This window comes from Pseudomonas sp. NPDC089569 (assembly GCF_050280625.1).
In the GTDB taxonomy this organism is placed as follows: Bacteria; Pseudomonadota; Gammaproteobacteria; order Pseudomonadales; family Pseudomonadaceae; genus Aquipseudomonas.
This window is the reverse complement of the sequence record NZ_JBNNVQ010000064.1, coordinates 1-20459: the sequence shown is the minus strand read 5'-3', so window position 1 is coordinate 20459 and position 20459 is coordinate 1. Positions and strand designations below refer to the sequence as shown.

Genomic DNA, 20459 nt, shown 5'->3' with positions numbered 1-20459 from the left:
ACTATATAGCGATTGAGCCAGTCATGAAGACCAGTGGTGCAGACGAAAAACACGGTTCAGGGCGCGCCGAAGACATCGATCAGCTCGTTGAGGAACGCGCTGACCAGATCCCGCTGCCGAGCCGAATGCCGTACCGCCGCATGAAAGCCGACTTCATAGCGCAGCAAGCGGGGATTGAGCGGATGCAACTGCCCGAGCTGCTCATGGCGGGTGGCGTAATGCTGGGGCAGGAAGCCCAGGTGTTGCCCGGACAGAATCAGCAGGGCGGCACCGTCCATGCTGTCGGTCAGCACCGTCAGGCGCTCGATGGAGGTCGGGGCCGGCATTTCCGGCAACGGATGGCTGGGCCAGACCCAGTCATAGTGGCTGACGGCCTCGCGGGTCAGCTCGCCTACCTGTTCGAACAAAGGGTGCGACGGTGCGCAATAGGCGATCTGGGTTTCCTGGAACAGCGGGAAGTAATCGATGTTGGACAAGCGGTGCCAGAAGTAACCGATGGCCAGATCGATATGGCCATTGATGATTTTTTCTTCGAGCAGCGAAGACGACAGTTCAGTGAAGTGGAAGTACAGGCCTTCGTGCCGGGCCCGCAGGCGCGCAATCGCCAGGCCGATTTTCTTGTTCGCCACCGGGTCGATTTGCCCAAGCAGCCCAACATTGATATTGCCCGAGACCTTGCGGTTGATGTGCTGGACCTCGACCCGAAAGCCCTCGGCCGCCGCCAACAGGCGCCGTGCCGCCTCGACAAACTGACCGCCCTTGGGCGTCACCGAAAAACCGCCGCGCCCGCGTTCGCACAACCGGAACCCGACCCGTGCTTCGAGTGTCGCCAGTTGTGCGCTGATGGTCGGTTGCGTGGTGTTGAGGGCGGTTTGCGCCGCCGAAATTCCACCGGCCTCCACCACCGTGAGAAATACCCGGATCAGACGCAGATCCAGCTCCGTTACAGTTCCCAGCATGGGGGCTCCCGATTGTCGATTACATAGACGCCGATCTATGTGAACAGTGTGTCGTGGATATTTTATGGCAGTGGCCGACGCCATACATTGCCCGGAAACCAGCGTCATCGTCAGCTTTTTATGGCGTTTCACTCCGAACCGGACGCCAGCACGAGCGCTGCGCTCAAAACAAAAACAATCATCTGCATAGGAACCATCGTATGTCAGGGTCCCCACTCTCCGCACACGCCACCGAAACCGGCGGCGGCTTGGCCATCGAAGGCCACTCGATCGATTACATCCCGGAAAACGAGCGTCACGCCAAACTCGCAAGCCAGGGACCCTTCTGGTTTCTGGGCAATTTCCACTTTTTCACCATCTCCATCGGCTTTGTCGGCCCAAGCCTTGGCTTGTCGGCGCTGTGGACCATGCTGGCCGGTGCGCTGGGGATCATGTTCGGCACCATTTTCATGGCCTTCCACGGTTCGCAAGGTCCGGAAATGGGATTGCCGCAGATGATCCAGTCCCGTGCGCAATTCGGTTATCGCGGGGTGATCCTGGCGTTGATGGCGACCATGTTCGTGTTCGTCGGCTTCAACGTGGTGAACATCTCGTTGATCATGAACGGCCTGGAACACGTGTTCGGCATCAATCCGGTGATCGTTGCCGTGGCCGTGGTGCTGATCGGCGCGCTGCTGTCGATTTACGGCCATGACCTGATGCACAAGGCCTTCAAGTGGGCGTTGCTGGCAACATTGCCGCTGTATGCGCTCGTCACCATTGCCCTGATGTTCGGCGCCGGTTCCGAAGGCGCTGCCCCGGCGACCGACCTGGGCTTCAACTGGATTGCCTTCGCCACGCTGTTTGCCATCGGCGCCAGCTACAACATTTCCTACGCGCCCTACGTGTCCGATTACTCCCGCTATCTGCCGAAAAACACCAGCCGGCCGAAACTGATCGCGGCGGTGTTCATCGGTGCTTCGTTGTCTGGCAGCTGGATGATCGGCCTCGGTGCCTGGCTCGCCCAGCAATTGAAAGCCGTCGATGCATTGGTGGCATTGAACCAGGTCGGTGCTTCGATGATGCCGGGGCTGGGCAATGTGCTGGTGATCGTCTCGGTGGCCGGTTTCCTGCCGATCATCGCGCTCAACACCTACAGCGCCATGCTCACCCTGCTGACCGGTGTCGACTCGATCAGGAAAATCACTCCGACACCCCGTGCCCGTGTGCTGTCGATCTGTGCAATCAGTGCGATCCTGTTGACCTGCGTGCTGTCGATCAAGGGTGATGGCATCGCCTTGCTGAACACCTTCCTCGTGTTGCTGCTGTACTTCCTCGTACCCTGGACCGCCGTCAATCTGGTGGACTATTTCTTCGTGCGCAAAGGCCGCTACGCGATCCCACACTTCTTCACCCCGAAGGGCATCTACGGCGCCTGGCAATTTCGCGGCATCGTTTCGTACCTGATCGGCTTTGCCGCCATGGTGCCGTTCTTCTATATCTTCGATGCCACCGCCGGCAAGGAAGTGTTCGTCGGTCCGCTGGCGCGCCTGCTCGAAGGCGTCGACATCGCGTGGCTGGTGGGGCTGCTGGTGTCGGGACTGACTTACTTCATCCTCAGTCGCTCGCTGGACCTGGACGCCGAACGTCGCGTCATCGATTCGATCAGCGAACACGACATCGTCGCCATGACCCATCAATCCGCGGAGACAGTGCGTTGAACACCGCAAGAAATACCCTGGTTGCCTGCTGCCAGTTGGCACCGAAAATCGGCGATCTTGCCTACAATCGCAACCTGACCGAACGCGCCATCCGCTCGGCGGCGTTGCAGGGCGCCCAGGTCGTGGTGCTGCCGGAGCTGGTGCAGAGCGGTTACCTGTTCGCCGACCGCGAAGAAGCGCTGGCCCTGGCTGAAACTGTCGAAGGCCCGACCCTGCGCCTTTGGCAGGCACTGGCGCAGGAATTGAACATTGTCCTGGTGGCGGGCTTCTGCGAGCGGTTGAGCAACGATGAGCTGGCCAACAGCGCAGCGCTGATCGACGCCGGGGGGCTGCGAGCGGTGTACCGCAAGGCGCACTTATGGGATGCCGAAAAGGACATCTTTACCGCCGGGGAGGCACCGCCACCGGTGATCGAAACGGTTCACGGGCGTATCGGCGTGCTGATCTGCTACGACCTGGAGTTCCCCGAGTGGGTGCGCCTGCCGGCGCTGGCCGGTGCCGAGCTGTTGTGCGCGCCGGTCAACTGGCCCGACGGCCCGAGGCCGCCGACCGAGCGTCCGGCGGAGGTCCTGCGGGTGCAAGCCAATGCCTCGGTCAACCGCATGTTCATCGCCGCGTGCGACCGCTATGGCCACGAGCGCGGTGCCGGATGGGTACAGGGTTCGGTGATCGTCGATGCCGACGGGTATCCCTTGGCCGGGCCAGCGGAGCAGGGCGGCGAGCAGATCTTGCTGGCCAGCCTGAACCTGGTCGAGGCGGGGAATAAACGCATCAGCCAGCGCAACGATCTGCACCGGGACCGGCGCGAGCACTTGTATGGCTTGAGCAGCCAGGTGCGGTGACGCCAGACGCTCGGCACGGGACAAAACGGCGCGCGCTGCTACGCTCTCAGATTGATCGACGCGCGTTGGATCCATGTTGAGAGGCGGATATGGACGCAAGCAAATCCCGGCGCCTGGCAAGGCGTAATCTCACGGCGGAACTGGTCGCCCATGTCGAACGTTTCGAGCCGGATCCCGGGCCTGAACCTGGTACGGCCGAACACACGCCGGCAGAGATCGATGCGATCACCCAATCGCTGCTGCACCAGTACAGGCCACAGCAACTGTGGGTGTTCGCCTATGGCTCGTTGATCTGGAACCCGGAATTCGAGTTCGAGGAACGTCGCAGTGCCACCGCGTTTGGCTGGCACCGCTCGTTTTGCCTGACCCTGACCCGCTGGCGTGGCACCCGTGAGTTGCCGGCGCTGATGCTGGCGCTCGACCGGGGCGGCAGCTGTCAGGGGGTCGCCTACCGGCTGCCGGCGTCAAACCACTTCCAACAGATCAGCCAGTTGCTGGTCCGGGAAATCGATGCCAACCCGCCGACCAATGTGGCGCGCTGGATCAGTGTAAAAACCGAGGCCGGGCCCTTGCGTGCCCTGGCCTTTGTCGCCGCGCGGGACGGCAAGGCCTATGCCGGCAAATTGCCTGTTGGCGAAGTCGCACAAGTGCTGGCACGTGCGGCGGGGCATTGGGGCTCGGCGGCGCAATACCTGTTTCGCACCGTGACCATGCTGCGCGAACAAGGCATCCGTGATCGCAACATGAGTCGCATCGAAAGCCTGGTGGCCGAAGAAATCGAAGCGTCGCTGCCCACCCCTGAACATCATTGAGCCTTGAGGAAGGTTGCCCACCGAGGGCCGATCGAACATCGGCTTTTGGCGGTGACGATTGACCAAAATTCACAGGCGTGAATAAGATACAACCGCAATAACGTCTACACTCGGTGAAGCGGTATGCACCGGGCGGGCGAAGCGTATAAACCTGTGGTTTGTACGCCAGGGTGTTCTGAAAGGATGTTGGTTGGAAATGGAGTGGTCATTCCCTTTTTCACTCGTTTCCGAACTGACCGACAACGCTCTACCTTCGAGGGGGGCTGCCTTTCATGGATGCGCTCGCAGTGTTTTACCACTACCTGTTCACGTGGGTGATCGCGCCGGTCAGCGATCAGTTTCTCGGCCTGTTCGACCTCAATGGTCGCCTCTGCCTGGCCTTCCTGTTCAGTTCCTATTCCATTGCCTACGGTCTGTTCCATTACAGGAAATCCCGTGGCCTGACCGACGCCCGGTCGTTCTGGCAATTCATCGGCGGCAACCGTGTGCATTTTCATCCCTCGGCGTTGCTCGATTGCCGTTACTACTTCGTGCGCGCCATCCTGAAAGTCATTCTGGTGGTGCCCGTCGTTGGCCTGGTCGATCCGTACATCCTGCGTTCGGCGGACTACATCGGCTTTTTCACCCGCCTCTGGGGCGCGCGCGTACAGCTCGAGCAACACCTGGGGTTGTCCTTGCTCTACGGGCTGGGGGTGTTCCTGTTACAGGACTTCCTTCATTACTGGGCCCACCGCGCCTACCATTCCCGCTATTTGTGGGCGTTCCACAAAGTCCATCATTCGGCGCCGGTACTGGTGCCGGTCACGGCCAGCCGGATTCACTTCGTGGAGAAGATGATCGAGCGGCTGATCGATTTCGTGTTCCTCAGCGCCTACGCCGGTGTGTTCTGGTATGCCTGCGGCGGGGAAATCAGCCGCTATACGCTGTTCGGCGTGACCTACATGGTGTTCATCCTCAACACATTGGCGGCCAACCTGCGTCACAGCCATGTCTGGTTGTCGTTCGGACCCTGGGTCGAGCATGTGCTCAACAGCCCGGCCCAGCACCAGATCCACCACAGCGATGCGACCCGGCATCACGACAAGAACTTCGGCGTCAACCTGTCGCTATGGGACTGGATGTTCGGCACGCTCTACGTCACCCGCTCCACCCCCGAGGATATCCGCTTCGGCACCGGCGAAGCGGACCAGGAGCGTTACCAGACGCTTTATGGCCTGATCGTCACGCCCTTTGTGGAGATTGCCCACAAGATCCGTGAAGCGAAACGCCCCACCGATCTGGGCAACGAAACAGATACCGCCCCAGACAATGGAACCTGTAGGAGCGAGCCTGCTCGCGATGGCGGAGTGTCAGTCGCCGGCGATGCTGGAAGTGCCGGCCTTATCGCGAGCAGGCTCGCTCCCACAGGTGATGCGGCGTGGACTCGGTCATTGTGAGCACCGCGGACCCATTGTGGGAGCCAGCTTGCTCGCGATGGCGGCGTGTCAGTCGCCGGTGATGCTGGAAGTGCTGGCCTTATCGCGAGCAAGCTCGCTCCCACAGGTGATGCGGTGTGGACACGGGCGTTGTGAACACCGCAGACCCATTGTGGGAGCGAGCCTGCTCGCGATGGCGGCGTGTCAGTCGCCGGTGATGCTGGAAGTGCTGGCCTTATCGCGAGCAAGCTCGCTCCCACAGGTGATGCGGTGTGGACGCGGGCGTTGTGAACACCGCAGACCCATTGTGGGAGCGAGCCTGCTCGCGATGGCGGAGTGTCAGTCGCCAGTGATGCTGGAAGTGCCGGCCTTATCGCGAGCAGGCTCGCTCCCACAGGTGATGCGGTGTGGACACGGTCATTGTGAGCACCGCGGACCCATTGTGGGAGCCAGCTTGCTCGCGATGGCGGCGTGTCAGTCGCCGGTGATGCTGGGGTAGGCATTGATCACCGCTCGGGCAGGTTCCAGCGTACTCGCAGCTGTTCGTATTGCGCCTCGGGCAGTTGCACCAGCAAGGGCGATTGGCGTGGGTCCAGCCAGTTGAACAACCGCGCGATGTCTGCCGGGTCCATGGCGGTACAGCCACGGGTTGGGGTGGAAGGGCCGCGCCAGATATGAAAGAAGATGCACGAACCGGCGGCAGGGGATGCCGGGGTGTTGTGCTCGATGAAAATGCCCTGGCGGTACAAATCATCGTTGCGGTGCATGCGTTCGGCGCTGGTCCAGTCCCTGGCGACGATCGAATCATCGACCAGCTGGTTGTAGCGCCTGGACTGACTGTCATCCACGCATTCGATATCGGCGCTCAGCGCGAGGTAGGGCAGGCGTGTGTCGGCGCCCGGGGCATAGCCGAACGCCGTACCCAGCCTGAATATTCCGGCCGGCGCCTTGCCGTCGCCTTCCTCCTTTACCGGGCCCTGAAGTGGTCCGCTGTCGAGCAGCCCCTTACCCCAGCCCATGCCGTGTTTACCCAGCACCACGGCAAATGGCGCTTCAACCTTTTCAAAGGACTGGCCATGACGTTCATAGCGCTGGGCGGTGCCCTGAATGTCATCCCAGTTCCTGCTGATGACGACGATCAATTGATCGCTGCCCTCCAGGCCCTGCGCCATGGCAACACCGGGCAACAGCAAGGCCAGCAGCGACCAGCATCCGGCAAGACGACTCATGGCGCGATCGGCGTAATGGGGAAGTCCATGACAGACGTCAGCGACGTATCCCGCGTATAGGTGAAATGCCACCACTCGGCGGAGTAGCCGCTGAATCCTTCTTTCTCCATGGCACGGGTGAGGCGCTGGCGATTGTCCCTGGCCGTCGCACTGATCAGCGTCGAATCGATATGCGCTCGCTCATCGAAGCAATCGAAACCGGTGCCCATGTCGACGGCGCCGTCGTGCCAGCGTTGACCATAAGACGCGGTGCAGTCAATCGGTGTGGCGGCAGCTGTCCAGGTGTCGGCGGGCAGGGCATCCGGCCCGATCATGGTCAGATCGACGGTGCTGCCCTTTGAATGATTGGACTTGCGGGCGACGTAGCCCAGGCGCCAGAAGTCCTGCTTGTCCACCCGAGGATAGAACTCGGCCTTGAGCGGATCGCCCGGCTGCGTGGCGAAGCGGCCCATATCGGCCACGGCCCGTGCGGGGCGATAACAGTCGAACACCTTCAAACCGTAACCTTGCTCCTGCAATGCCGCCTGCACCCGTGACAGGGCCTTGGCGGCCTCCAGCGACAACAGGCACTCCGGCGCCTGATACCCATCGAGCGGGTGCCCGGTGAAATTGTGGGCACCGGCGTAGCGAATGTCCTGCTCGATGCCCGGATCGATCGTGCGCAAATAAACCATATGCGCAGGCCGCGGCTCCTCGGCCATGCACGGCAGGGCAAGGCTCAGGCCGAGCAGCAACAGGGCGCGTGAACGGGTGGCGACAGGCATCGAACGAAACTCCAGGCATGACCGGTCAGGTCATGATGGCTTGAAACCGCCCGCACCTCCATGAAGTTGTTGATCGGCGTGATAGGACGAGCGCACCAACGGGCCGGACGCGACGTTCTTGAACCCCATTCGCGCGCCTTCTTCAGCAAACCAGGCAAAGCTGTCCGGGTGCACGAAACGCTGCACCGGCAAGTGGCTGCGCGACGGTTGCAGGTATTGGCCGAGGGTGAGCATGTCGACATCGTGCTCACGCATGCGCTGCATGACCTCGATCACTTCCTCATCGGTTTCCCCAAGGCCCAGCATCAGACCGGATTTGGTCGGCACGCCCGGCACTCGTTGCTTGAAGTTGTGCAGCAGGTCCAGCGACCACTCGAAGTCCGAACCTGGCCGTGCAGCCTTGTACAGGCGCGGCACGGTTTCCAGGTTGTGGTTGAACACGTCCGGCGGTTCGCTGGCGGTGATGGCCAGTGCCACATCCATGCGTCCGCGATAGTCCGGTACGAGGGTTTCCAATTGGATGCCCGGCGACCGTTTGCGGATCTCGCGCAGGCAGTCGACAAAGTGTTGGGCGCCGCCGTCGCGCAAGTCGTCGCGGTCCACCGAGGTGATCACCACGTACTTCAGGCGCAGTTCGGCGATGGCCACGGCGAGGTTCATCGGCTCGTTGACGTCCAGCGGTTTCGGGCGACCGTGGCCGACATCGCAGAAGGGGCAGCGCCGGGTACAGATGTCACCCATGATCATGAACGTCGCCGTACCTCCGGAAAAACACTCGCCCAGGTTCGGGCACGAGGCCTCTTCGCACACGCTGTGCAACTTGTGTTTACGCAGCAGTTGCTTGATCCGCTCGACCTCGGGAGAGGCCGGCATACGCACGCGAATCCAGTCGGGTTTGCGGGGGACCTCATCGGTGGGAATGATCTTCACCGGAATCCGCGCGACTTTTTCCGCGCCGCGCAGTTTGGTGCCTATTTCCACGCTTTTTCCAGGCGATTGCGTAAGTGTGCTCATGGTGGCTTTCCTTATGTGCGCGAACCTGTAGGAGCGAGCACGCTCGCGATGGTCGTCAACGATAACGCTGGCTGTCTGATGCCCCGCGGTGCCTGGGCCTCCATCGCGAGCATGCTCGCTCCTACAGGGTTCTGTGGTGTTGGCTCAGTCGCGGTAGACCGGGAAATCACTGCACAGCGCCGCCGCCCGGCGAGCGACTTCCGCCTCGACATCGGCATCGCCCAGGTGATCGAGGATGTCGCAGATCCAGCCTGCCAGCTCGATGCTCTGGGCCTCCTTGAAGCCTCGGCTGGTGATGGCCGGCGTACCGATCCGCAGGCCGGACGTCACGAACGGCGATTGTGGGTCGTTGGGCACGGCGTTTTTGTTCACGGTGATGCCGGCACGGCCGAGGGCGGCGTCGGCGTCCTTGCCGGTCAGGCCCTGGCGAATCAGGCTGACCAAAAACAAATGGTTGTCGGTGCCACCGGAGACCACGTCATAGCCACGGTCGATAAACACCTGGGCCATCGCCTGCGCGTTGCGGATCACCTGGGTCTGATAGGTCTTGAACGCCGGCTCCAGCGCCTCCTTGAAGCACACGGCCTTGGCGGCGATCACGTGCATCAGCGGGCCGCCCTGGCCGCCGGGGAACACCGCGGCGTTGAGCTTTTTCTCCAACTCTGCGTTGGCGCGGGCCAGAATAAGCCCTCCGCGCGGCCCGCGCAGGGTCTTGTGGGTCGTGGTGGTGACCACGTCGGCGAACGGAATCGGGTTCGGGTACAGACCGGTGGCTACCAGCCCGGCGACGTGGGCCATGTCGACGAACAGGTAGGCACCGACCTTGTCCGCGATCTGGCGAAAGCGCGGGAAATCCAGGGTTTTCGAATAGGCGGAGAACCCGGCGATGATCATTTTCGGCTTGTGCTCAAGTGCCAGGCGCTCGACCTCGTCGTAATCGATCAGGCCGGTCGCGGTGTCGATGCCGTACTGCACTGCGTTGTACAGCTTGCCGGAAAAACTCACTTTGGCGCCGTGGGTCAGGTGACCGCCATGGGCCAGGCTCATGCCCAGCACGGTGTCACCGGCTTGCAGCAAGGCCAGGTAGACCGCCGCATTGGCCTGGCTGCCGGAGTGCGGCTGGACGTTGGCGTAGTCGGCGCCGAACAACTGTTTTGCGCGGTCGATGGCCAGTTGCTCGACCACATCGACGTGTTCGCAGCCGCCGTAGTAGCGCTTGCCCGGATAGCCTTCGGCGTACTTGTTGGTCAGGCCGCTGCCTTGCGCCTGCATCACCCGCTGGCTGGTGTAGTTTTCCGAGGCGATCAATTCGATGTGATGCTCCTGCCGTGCATCTTCGGCGTTCATCGCCGCCAGCAGTTCGTCGTCGTAGCCTTTGATCTGGTCGTGTTTGCTGAACATGGTGTGGTCCTTTGTTGTTCTGTAGGAGCGAGGCTTGCCCGCGAGCCTTTAGCGGTCTTGAGGACCTGTTCGCGGGCAAGCCTCGCTCCTACGAGTTGGGTGGGTGTGTTGTCAGGCGTAGTCGGCGATTGAAGGGCAGGCACAGATCAAATTGCGGTCGCCCAGCACGTTGTCGACGCGTCCCACGGGTGGCCAGTACTTGGCTTCGATCAAGGTCTCCAGCGGATACACCGCCTGCTCGCGGCTATACGCATGCGTCCACTCGCCCACTAGCTCCGCCGCGGTGTGCGGGGCGTTTTTCAGCGGGTTGTCGTCCTTGTCGAGGCTGCCGTTTTCCACCGCGCGGATTTCTTCGCGGATGCGGATCATGGCGTCGCAGAAGCGGTCCAGTTCTTCCCTGGATTCGCTTTCGGTCGGCTCGATCATCAGCGTGCCGGCCACCGGGAACGACATGGTCGGGGCGTGGAAGCCGAAGTCGATCAGGCGCTTGGCGACGTCGTCGACGCTGATGCCGCTGCTGTCCTTGAGCGGACGCAGATCCAGGATGCACTCGTGCGCCACCAGGCCGTTGCTGCCGGTGTAGAGCACCGGGTAGTGCTCTTCCAGGCGACGGGAGATGTAGTTGGCGTTGAGGATCGCCAGCTGCGAGGCGCGCTTCAAACCGGCGCCGCCCATCATGCGGATGTACATCCAGGTGATCGGCAGGATGCTCGCGCTGCCGAACGGCGCGGCGCACACCGCGCCTTCCTTGCGGTCCATGTGCGCGTGGCCCGGCAGGAACGGCGCCAGGTGCGATTTCACACCGATCGGGCCGACGCCCGGGCCGCCACCGCCGTGGGGGATGCAGAAGGTCTTGTGCAGGTTCAGGTGCGACACGTCGCCGCCGAACTTGCCCGGCGCGCAGAGGCCGACCATGGCGTTCATGTTGGCGCCGTCGATGTACACCTGGCCGCCGTTGTCGTGAATGATCGCGCAGATTTCGCCGATGCCTTCCTCGAACACGCCGTGGGTCGAGGCCCGTTGTTGATCGGCTGACCGATCACCGACACGCAATCGCCCAGACCGGCAGCGCTGAACTGTGCGAGAACGTCCGGCGTAGCGTCCTGGCGAACCTGGATCACCGCACCCAACTCTTCGTTGAACAGGATCGCAGCGATGTCGGCAGTGGTTTCCGCCAGGCTGTCGAGGTTCAGGCTCAGGCCGCAATGGCCGGCGAAGGCCATTTCCACGGCGCTGGTCAGCAGACCGCCGTCGGAACGGTCGTGGTAGGCCAGCAGGTGACCGTCGGCGTTGAGGCCCTGGATCACGGCGAAGAAGGCCTTCAGGTCTTCGGCGTCATCGACGTCCGGCGCCTGCTTGCCGAGCTTGCCGTGAACCTGTGCCAGGATCGAGGCACCCATGCGATTCTGGCCACGGCCCAGGTCGATCAGGATCAGGTCGGTGGTGCCCTTGTCCATGCGCAATTGCGGCGTCAGGGTCTGACGGATGTCGGTTACCGGTGCGAAGCCGGTCACGATCAGGGACATTGGCGAGGTGACAGACTTGTCCACGCCTTCATCTTTCCAGCGAGTGGCCATGGACATCGAGTCCTTGCCCACCGGAATGGTGATGCCCAGCTCAGGGCACAGCTCCATGCCGACCGCTTTCACGGTGTCATACAGACGCGCATCTTCGCCCGGGTGGCCGGCGGCGGACATCCAGTTCGCCGACAGCTTGATGTCGGAGATCTTGCCAATGCGCGAAGCCGCGAGGTTGGTCAGGGTTTCACCGATGGCCATGCGACCCGAGGCCGGAGCGTCCAGCAGCGCCAGCGGAGTACGCTCGCCCATGGCCATGGCTTCACCGGTATAGACGTCGAAGCTGGTGGCGGTGACGGCTACGTCGGCCACCGGAACTTGCCACGGGCCGACCATCTGGTCACGGGCCACGAGGCCGGTGATGGTACGGTCGCCGATGGTGATCAGGAAGCTCTTGCTCGCGACCGCCGGGTGATGCAGGACACGCTCGATGGAGTCGGCGATGTCGAGGGTCGACGGATCGAAATCGTCACCCAGTTCGCTTTCACGAACCACCGAACGGTGCATGCGCGGCGGCTTGCCCAGCAGCACTTCGAGTGGCATGTCCACCGGGCTGTTGCCGAACTGGCTGTCGGTAACGGTCAGTTGCGGCTCGGCAGTGGCTTCACCGACGACGGCAAACGGGCAACGCTCGCGTTCGCAGATTGCCTTGAAGCGTTCGAAGTCGGCCGGGCCGACAGCCAGGACGTAACGCTCCTGGGATTCGTTGCTCCAGATTTCGTGCGGGGCCATGCCCGGCTCGTCGTTTGGAATGTTGCGCAGTTCGAAACGGCCGCCACGACCACCGTCGTTGACCAGTTCCGGGAAGGCGTTGGACAGACCACCGGCACCCACGTCGTGGATGAAGCTGATCGGGTTCTTGTCGCCCAGTTGCCAGCAACGGTCGATGACTTCCTGGCAGCGACGCTCCATCTCGGGGTTTTCGCGCTGCACGGAGGCGAAGTCCAGGTCAGCCGAGCTGGTGCCGGTGGCCATGGAGGAAGCCGCGCCGCCGCCCAGACCGATCAGCATCGCCGGGCCGCCGAGCACGATCAGCTTGGCGCCCACCACGATTTCGCCTTTCTGGACGTGTTCTTCACGGATGTTGCCCATGCCGCCGGCCAGCATGATCGGCTTGTGGTAACCGCGCACTTCATCACCATGAGGCGTGGTGATCGACTGCTCGAAGGTACGGAAGTAACCGGTCAGCGCCGGACGACCGAATTCGTTGTTGAACGCAGCGCCGCCCAACGGGCCTTCGATCATGATGTCCAGCGCGTTGACGATGCGCTCCGGCTTGCCGTATGGCACTTCCCACGGCTGTTCGAAGCCCGGGATCTGCAGGTTGGACACGGTGAAACCGGTCAGGCCGGCCTTTGGCTTGGCACCGCGCCCGGTCGCGCCTTCGTCGCGGATCTCGCCACCGGAACCTGTGGATGCGCCCGGGAACGGGGCAATCGCGGTCGGGTGGTTGTGGGTTTCGACTTTCATCAGGATGTGCACGGGTTCCTGCACCGCACCGTACTGGCGAGTTTCAGGGTCCGGGAAGAAACGCCCGGCCACGGAACCGACGATCACCGAAGCGTTGTCCTTGTAAGCGGACAGGACGCCTTCGTTGTGCATCTGGTAGGTGTTCTTGATCATGCCGAACAGGCTTTTTTCCTGGCTCTGGCCGTCGATGTCCCAACTGGCGTTGAAGATCTTGTGACGGCAGTGCTCGGAGTTCGCCTGGGCGAACATCATCAGTTCGATGTCGTGGGGATTGCGCTTCAAGCCGATGAAGGCGTTGACCAGATAATCGATCTCGTCCTCGGCCAGGGCCAGGCCCAGGTCGGTGTTGGCTTTTTCCAGCGCGGCACGGCCGCCACCCAGCACGTCGACGGCAGTCAGCGGCTTGGGTTGGGCGTGGCTGAACAGGCCTGCCGCCTGTTCGAGGTTGCCCAGGACGATCTGGGTCATGCGGTCATGCAACGCATCGGCGATCAACTGCGCGTCGGCATCGCTGAACTGGCCGGCAACGTAGAACGCGATGCCGCGCTCCAGGCGCTGGATCTTGGTCAGGCCGCAATTGTGAGCGATATCGCTGGCCTTGCTCGACCACGGCGAGATGGTGCCGAATCGCGGCAACACCAGAAACAGACGACCGGTCGGTTCCTGGACCGGAACGCTTGGACCGTACTTCAGAAGGCGCGCGAGCACCTGCTGTTCGTCGTCGGTCAGGACGCCGGTAACTTCGGCGAAGTGAGCGAATTCAGCGTACAGGCCACTGACAGCCGGGACCTTCTGACACAGTTGCTCAAGGAGTTTGCTGTGGCGAAAGGCAGAAAGGGCAGGAGCGCCGCGCAGGATCAACATCTTCGGGACAGCCTCGGGAAGGGGGTGTGCTTTGAGGCCGTGCATTCTAGCCTAAACAGCCCGCGACATCACCCGAAACGCTACGCACGGTTGCACTCAGGTATCAATCTGTGTTTCTGCCTCGAAAGTCAGGTAAATGGAGCCTGTAACAACAGCTTATTTTTACTGTAGGAAAATGCAGACAACCCCCATTCCTGTGAGGTTTCAGCCGGTTTTGTGGTCTCTAGCAGACAACCCCTTCGCTGTCGAGATATGGCGCTCGTGGTCCTTTGCGTATACTGCGCAAATGTTTTCCCCAACGGCTTTACGTCCGCGGTTCGCCAAATGGCTGATCGCAACCGGACTCTTCCTGATGCTCGGTGGCTGTGTTGATAAACCCAACACGCTGGAGCGCGTAAAGGAGGATGGTGTGCTGCGGGTCATTACCCGTAACAGCCCCGCCACCTACTTTCAGGATCGCAATGGTGAAACCGGCTTCGAATACGAGCTGGTGAAGCACTTCGCCGACGATCTGGGGGTCGAGCTGAAGATCGAGACAGCCGACAACCTCGACGACCTGTTCGACCAGGTCGGCAAGCCCAATGGCCCGGTGCTGGCGGCGGCCGGCCTGGTCAGCAGCGAAGAACGCAAGAAACAGGTGCGGTTCTCCCACTCCTACCTGGAAGTCACCCCGCAGATCATCTACCGCAATGGCCAATCGCGCCCCACGGACGCGAAGGACCTCGTGGGCAAGAAGATCATGGTGCTCAAGGGCAGCACCCACGCCGAGCAACTGGCGGAGCTGAAAAAGAAATTTCCCGGTATCGAGTACGAAGAGTCCGACCAGGTTGAAGTCGTCGACCTGCTGCGCATGGTCGACGAAGGCCAGATCGACCTGACGCTCGTCGACTCCAATGAAGTGGCGATGAACCAGGTCTACTTCACCAATATACGCGTCGCCTTCGACCTGGGCGATGCCAGCAATCAAAGCTGGGCCGTCGCCGCAGGCGACGACAACAGCCTGCTCAACGAAATCAACGACTACCTGGACAAGGTCAAGAAAAACGGCACCCTGCAACGCCTCAAGGACCGCTACTACGGGCATATCGACGTTCTGGGCTACATGGGCGCCACCACGTTCGCCCAGCACTTGCAGCAACGTTTGCCCAAGTACGAACAGCACTTCAAGGCCTATGCCAAGAAAGAGAAAGTCGACTGGCGACTGCTGGCGGCGATCGGGTACCAGGAATCGCTGTGGCAACCGGCCGTCACGTCCAAGACCGGCGTGCGCGGCCTGATGATGCTGACCCAGAACACTGCGCAGGCCATGGGCGTGTCCAACCGCCTCGATCCGAAGCAGAGCATCATGGGCGGCGCCAAGTACCTGGCTTACATGAAAGATCAGCTCGACGAGTCGATCCAGGAACCGGATCGCACCTGGTTCGCCCTGGCGGCCTACAACGTCGGCAACGGGCACCTGGACGACGCACGCAAGCTGGCATCCCGGGAAGGCCTGAACCCGAACAAGTGGCTGGATGTGAAGAAAATGCTGCCGCGCCTGTCAGAGAAGAAGTGGTATAGCAAAACCCGCTACGGCTATGCCCGAGGTGGCGAGCCCGTGCATTTCGTGGCCAACATCCGTCGCTACTACGACATCCTGACCTGGGTCACTCAGCCGCAGCTTGAAGGCGATCAGGTGGCCGAGGGCAAACTGGTGGTTCCGGGGATCGACAAGACCAAACCGGCCGCTCAGGACCCCTCCCCGCTCTAACAGCCAATAGAAGACCACTGTGGGAGCGAGCCTGCTCGCGATTGCGGACTTTCAGTCACATCAATGGTGTTTGAAAGACCGCAATCGCGAGCAGGCTCGCTCCCACAGGTTTTGCTGACGGTTACGGTTTTGCGGCGGCCAGAATCAGCGCCTTCATCTCGGACACTGCCGACTTGAAGCCGACGAACAGCGCATGGGCCACCAGCGCATGGCCGATATTCAGTTCGTTGATGCCCTTGATCGCCGCCACGGCTTCGACGTTGTGATAGTGCAGGCCGTGGCCGGCATTGACGATCAAGCCCTGGGCCAGGCCGAATGCCACGCCATCGGCGACGCGCTTGAGCTCTTCGGCCACTTCGGTCGGGGTCTCGGCGTCGGCATAGCGGCCAGTGTGCAATTCAATGGCCGGAGCGCCGACGCGACGGGAGGCCGCAATCTGCCGTTCGTCGGCATCGATGAACAGCGACACTTCAGAGCCGATCTTCGACAGGCGCTCCACTGCCGCCTTAATGCGCTCCTCCTGGCCGGCTACATCCAGGCCACCTTCGGTCGTCAGCTCCTGACGGGTTTCCGGCACCAGGCAAATGTGCGCCGGGCGGATGCGCTCGGCGAACGCCATCATTTCTTCAGTGATGCCCATTTCGAAGTTCATGCGGGTTTGCAGCACATCCTTGAGCACCAGCACATCGCGCTCCTGGATATGCCGGCGGTCTTCGCGCAGGTGCACGGTGATGCCGTCGGCGCCCGCCTCTTCCGCATCCAGTGCCGCCTTGACCGGGTCGGGGTAACGCGTGCCCCGGGCCTGACGCAGGGTGGCAACGTGGTCGATGTTCACGCCAAGAAGAATGCGGGTGCTGGTGGTCACGAAAAACGCTCCGGAAGAAGAGAAAAGTTCGGTGCACAGCATACGGTGAGATCAGGGCTTGCGAAACAGCTCGCGACTGACGAGTGGCCGACCACCCAGATGAACAGCCAGCGCCTGGCGCATCAAACGCTTGGCAGCGGACAGCGCACCGGGCGCGCTCCAGTCGGCTTCGGCCATCGCCAGGAGCTCGACGCCATTGAACAGCCCCGGTTGCAGCAAGTGGACGCGCTCCAGCCCCGCGTCGACCTGCAAGCGATACAGGCCCTCGGGGGCGATGGGGTCGCCGTGAATATCGGTGTTCAAGGCGAAGCCGTAACCAAGGTCGTCGAGCAATCGCCATTCGAACGAACGCAGCAACGGCTCCAGCGGCCTTCCTTCAGCCAGTGCGAGCAAGGTCGCGGCGTAATGATCGAACACCCCCGGATGCGGATCCTCCGCCGGCAACAGGCGAATCAGCAACTCATTCAGATACAGGCCGCTGAACAGAGCATCGCCATTGAGCCAGATGGCAACGCCGGCACTTTCCATGCGGCCGACGTTCTTCAGTTCGCCCCGGCCACGGAATTCGATCTCCAGCGGCACAAAAGGCCGCGCCAGCGTCCCGGCCTTGCCCCGCGCCGCACGCAACACCGCCCGCAGCCGGCCTTGCGGCGTGAGGAAGTCCACCAGAGCGCTGCTTTCGCGGTAGGCGCGGCTGTGCAGGACGTAGGCGGGTTGGGCGACGGGCGGGGTTTGCGACATGAGGTTCTCGATGAAGAAACACGGAATTACACACAACCCAAAACCAATGTGGGAGCGAGCCTGCTCGCGATTGCGGTCTGCCAGTCAACATTGATGTTGAATTTCAGATCCTCATCGCGAGCAGGCTCGCTCCCACAATAGATCGATATGTATCCAGATGCGTTACAGGTCGCCGTAACCCAGCGAACGCAATGCACGCTCATCGTCGGACCAGCCACCCTTCACCTTGACCCACAGGTTGAGCATGATCTTGGAGTCGAACAGCAGCTCCATGTCCTTGCGCGCTTCGGTGCCGATGCGTTTGATGCGCTCGCCCTTGTCGCCGATGATGATTTTCTTCTGGCCGTCGCGCTCGACGAGAATCAGCGCATGAATGTGCAGCGTCTTGCCCTGCTGCTTGAACTCTTCGATTTCGACGGTGATCTGGTACGGCAGCTCGGCGCCCATCTGACGCATGATTTTTTCACGCACCAGCTCGGCGGCCAGGAAACGGCTGCTGCGGTCGGTGATCTGGTCTTCCGGGAAGAAGTGATCGTTTTCCGGCAGGTGCTCGGCGATCACTCGCTCCAGCGCATCGAGGTTGTGCCCGTGCTGTGCCGAAATCGGGATGATCTGGGCATTGGGCAGTTGCTCCTGCAACCAGGACAGGTGCGGCATCAGCTCGGCCTTGTCCTCGATGCGGTCGGTCTTGTTCAGCGCGACGATCAGCGGCCCCGTCACGAACTGCACACGCTCAAGGACCATCTGGTCTTCTTCGGTCCACTTGGTGCGATCGACGACGAAAATCACCACATCGACGTCTTTCAGGGCCGCCGAAGCCGTCTTGTTCATGTAGCGGTTGAGGGCTTTTTCACCCCCCTTGTGCATACCAGGCGTATCGACATAAATCGCCTGCACATCACCCTCGGTCTTGATACCGAGCATGTTGTGGCGGGTGGTCTGCGGTTTGCGCGAGGTGATCGCCAGCTTCTGCCCCAGGATGTGGTTCAGTAACGTGGACTTGCCCACGTTCGGACGGCCGACGATGGCAACATAGCCACAGCGAGTTGCGTTTGTATCAGTCATTGCCATTCTCCACACCCAGGGCAATCAGTGCGGCTGCGGCAGCTACCTGTTCGGCAATGCGGCGGCTCACACCCTGACCTCGGCTTTTTTCGTTCAGTAAGATGATTTCGCATTCGACGAAGAACGTCCGGCAATGCGGCTCACCCTGGATATCCACCACCTCGTAACGCGGCAGCTCGCAACCACGGGACTGCAGGAACTCCTGCAGGCGGGTTTTCGGGTCCTTGTTGGTGTCGACCAGCGTCAGGCCTTCGAACTCCCCCGCCAGCCAGGACAGGACACGCTCGCGTGCCACTTCGATGCCGGCATCCAGATAGATCGCACCAATCAATGCTTCCAGGGCATCGGCCAGGATCGATTCACGACGAAAACCGCCGCTTTTCAGTTCGCCCGAACCCAGGCGCAGGTAATCGCCCAGATCGAAGCCACGGGCCAGAACAGCCAGGGTCTCACCCTTGACCAGACGCGCACGCAACCGTGACAACTGGCCTTCCCGGGCCAGCGGAAAACGCTCGAACAGCGCCTCGCCGGCGACGAAGTTGAGGATGGCATCACCGAGAAATTCCAGGCGTTCGTTGTTGCGCCCGGCAAAACTGCGGTGAGTCAGGGCCAGGACCATCAGTTCCTGATCCTTGAAGGTGTGGCCGAGCTGACGCTCTAGACGGCTTAAGGAGACGCTCACGGTTTACCCACGCTGAGTTCGTGGCTGGATTTTACCGCCATCGCCGTGAGTCGGCGCAGGCTTGGGACAATTAACGCTGTGTTCAAAAATAACGTCCTGAATATCATTGGCTTCATGCTTTCGGCCCCGAATGTGTCGGTTCCAGAAATGCATTCGGCGCTGTGTTCAACAGCGCCGTGTTCGATTACTGGATCAGGCCTACCCGCGAGAAATTCGGCAGGTGGCTGAGTTTGGGTTCCGGCCAGCTCATCCAGACTGCAAAGGCCTTGCCGACGATATTCTTGTCGGGAACCATGCCCAGCAGGTCCTTGGGAATACTCGGGTCGTCCCAGTAGCGACTGTCGTTGGAGTTGTCGCGGTTGTCGCCCATCATGAAATAGTGCCCCGCCGGCACGGTCCAGGTACGGTCCGGCGTCGCGCGGTAGCGGCTCATTTCCTTGCGGATCAGGTGCTCGGCAGCGCCCAGTTTTTCCTTGTAGAGCTCGGCGCTCCCCAGGGTACCCGGCTCGGCGCCGACCAGCTTCTCGGCAATCGACTCCCCGTTGACAAAAAGACGCTTGTCAGCGGTGTAACGAACCTGATCGCCCGGCAATCCGACGACACGCTTGATGTAGTTGACGTTCGGATCACTCGGATAACGGAACACCATCACATCGCCGCGTTGTGGCTCACCGACCTCGATGATTTTCTTGTCGATGACCGGCAGGCGGATCCCGTAAGAAAACTTGCTCACCAGAATGAAGTCGCCGACGTCCAGCGTGGGCTTCATCGAGCCGGATGGAATCTGGAACGGTTCCACCAGGAACGAACGCAGCACCAACACGATGAACAGCACCGGAAAGAACGATTTGCCGTATTCGACCAGCAGCGGCTCCTTGTTCAGTTTCTCGACCACCATCGTATCGGGCTGGCTTACGCTGCCCTGATAGGAAGCGATGGCGGCCCGCCGACGCGGAGCCAGAAACAGCAAGTCGAGTAACGCCAACAGGCCGCAGACGAATACGGCGATGACCAGCAACAGCGGGAAATTTAGTGACATAGGACCTAACTATCCAACCTGAGCACGGCAAGGAAGGCGTCTTGTGGAATTTCCACGTTGCCGACCTGTTTCATGCGTTTCTTACCGGCCTTCTGCTTCTCCAGCAGCTTTTTCTTACGGCTCACGTCGCCGCCGTAGCATTTGGCCAATACGTTCTTTCTGAGCGCCTTGACGGTTGTTCGGGCGACGATCTGACCGCCAATGGCGGCCTGGATGGCCACGTCGAACATCTGACGAGGAATCAGTTCCTTAATCTTCTCTGTCAACTGG

At 61.4% G+C, this 20459-nt stretch carries 15 protein-coding genes and 3 pseudogenes; 5 read left to right on the top strand and 13 right to left on the bottom strand.

Annotation, left to right across the window (positions count from 1 at the left end; translation table 11 throughout):
* Positions 1–56: 56 nt before the first annotated feature.
* Positions 57–959, bottom strand: a complete 903-nt coding sequence (locus ACQKP2_RS21590; protein ID WP_427579279.1) for a LysR family transcriptional regulator — start codon at positions 957–959, stop codon at positions 57–59.
* A 200-nt stretch (positions 960–1159) separates the two neighbouring features.
* Between ACQKP2_RS21590 and ACQKP2_RS21585 the strand changes: the two genes are divergently transcribed.
* The 4 genes from ACQKP2_RS21585 to ACQKP2_RS21570 all read left to right on the top strand — a co-directional run bounded on the left by ACQKP2_RS21585 (position 1160) and on the right by ACQKP2_RS21570 (position 5749).
* Positions 1160–2659 (top strand): purine-cytosine permease family protein, encoded by a 1500-nt coding sequence (locus tag ACQKP2_RS21585; protein WP_427579277.1) that lies wholly within the window; start codon positions 1160–1162, stop codon positions 2657–2659.
* Positions 2656–3501, top strand: a complete 846-nt coding sequence (locus tag ACQKP2_RS21580; protein WP_427579275.1) for a nitrilase family protein — start codon at positions 2656–2658, stop codon at positions 3499–3501. Before ACQKP2_RS21585 ends, ACQKP2_RS21580 begins: the two co-directional genes overlap by 4 nt.
* An 89-nt stretch (positions 3502–3590) precedes the next feature.
* Positions 3591–4313: a gamma-glutamylcyclotransferase gene (locus tag ACQKP2_RS21575; RefSeq protein WP_427579274.1), complete on the top strand. Its 723-nt coding sequence runs from the start codon at positions 3591–3593 to the stop codon at positions 4311–4313.
* 272 nt (positions 4314–4585) lie between these two features.
* On the top strand, positions 4586–5749 hold the full coding sequence (locus tag ACQKP2_RS21570; RefSeq protein WP_427579273.1) for a sterol desaturase family protein: 1164 nt from the start codon (positions 4586–4588) through the stop codon (positions 5747–5749).
* 485 nt (positions 5750–6234) lie between these two features.
* Here ACQKP2_RS21570 and ACQKP2_RS21565 read toward each other — a convergent pair whose 3' ends face one another.
* The 6 genes and pseudogenes from ACQKP2_RS21565 to purL all read right to left on the bottom strand — a co-directional run.
* Positions 6235–6957 carry a L,D-transpeptidase family protein gene (locus ACQKP2_RS21565; RefSeq protein WP_427579272.1) on the bottom strand — a complete coding sequence of 241 codons (723 nt, stop codon included), beginning with the start codon at positions 6955–6957 and terminating at the stop codon, positions 6235–6237.
* A complete protein-coding gene (locus ACQKP2_RS21560; RefSeq protein WP_427579271.1) occupies positions 6954–7721 on the bottom strand; it encodes a M15 family metallopeptidase in 768 nt (255 codons plus the stop codon). Before ACQKP2_RS21560 ends, ACQKP2_RS21565 begins: the two co-directional genes overlap by 4 nt.
* Before the next feature lie 30 nt (positions 7722–7751).
* The gene (gene lipA / locus ACQKP2_RS21555; protein WP_427579270.1) at positions 7752–8735 is read right to left on the bottom strand and encodes a lipoyl synthase; all 984 of its coding nucleotides are present in this window, start codon (positions 8733–8735) and stop codon (positions 7752–7754) included.
* A 144-nt stretch (positions 8736–8879) separates the two neighbouring features.
* Positions 8880–10136 (bottom strand): serine hydroxymethyltransferase, encoded by a 1257-nt coding sequence (gene glyA / locus ACQKP2_RS21550; RefSeq protein ID WP_427579269.1) that lies wholly within the window; start codon positions 10134–10136, stop codon positions 8880–8882.
* Between the two features lie 111 nt (positions 10137–10247).
* A pseudogene (locus ACQKP2_RS21545) lies at positions 10248–11150 on the bottom strand (glycine dehydrogenase (aminomethyl-transferring)); the annotation flags it as partial.
* Positions 11151–11158: 8 nt separating this feature from the next.
* A pseudogene (gene purL / locus ACQKP2_RS21540) lies at positions 11159–14047 on the bottom strand (phosphoribosylformylglycinamidine synthase); the annotation flags it as partial.
* 286 nt (positions 14048–14333) lie between these two features.
* Here purL and mltF point away from each other — a divergent pair.
* Entirely contained in the window at positions 14334–15797 is a 1464-nt protein-coding gene (gene mltF / locus ACQKP2_RS21535; RefSeq protein ID WP_427579268.1) for a membrane-bound lytic murein transglycosylase MltF, read from the top strand.
* A 121-nt stretch (positions 15798–15918) separates the two neighbouring features.
* On the opposite strand, the gene pdxJ is transcribed toward mltF, so the two are convergent.
* The 6 genes and pseudogenes from pdxJ to ACQKP2_RS21505 all read right to left on the bottom strand — a co-directional run.
* A complete protein-coding gene (gene pdxJ, locus ACQKP2_RS21530; protein ID WP_427579267.1) occupies positions 15919–16662 on the bottom strand; it encodes a pyridoxine 5'-phosphate synthase in 744 nt (247 codons plus the stop codon).
* A 51-nt stretch (positions 16663–16713) separates the two neighbouring features.
* Complete coding sequence (gene recO, locus ACQKP2_RS21525) at positions 16714–17403, bottom strand: DNA repair protein RecO (protein ID WP_427579266.1); 690 nt, start codon at positions 17401–17403, stop codon at positions 16714–16716.
* Between the two features lie 162 nt (positions 17404–17565).
* On the bottom strand, positions 17566–18468 hold the full coding sequence (era, locus tag ACQKP2_RS21520; protein WP_427579264.1) for a GTPase Era: 903 nt from the start codon (positions 18466–18468) through the stop codon (positions 17566–17568).
* The gene (rnc, locus tag ACQKP2_RS21515; protein ID WP_427579262.1) at positions 18461–19150 is read right to left on the bottom strand and encodes a ribonuclease III; all 690 of its coding nucleotides are present in this window, start codon (positions 19148–19150) and stop codon (positions 18461–18463) included. The genes era and rnc overlap by 8 nt, the downstream gene beginning before the upstream one ends.
* A gap of 184 nt (positions 19151–19334) precedes the next feature.
* Positions 19335–20189, bottom strand: a complete 855-nt coding sequence (lepB, locus tag ACQKP2_RS21510; RefSeq protein ID WP_427579261.1) for a signal peptidase I — start codon at positions 20187–20189, stop codon at positions 19335–19337.
* 5 nt (positions 20190–20194) lie between these two features.
* Positions 20195–20459: pseudogene (locus ACQKP2_RS21505) on the bottom strand (elongation factor 4); the annotation flags it as partial.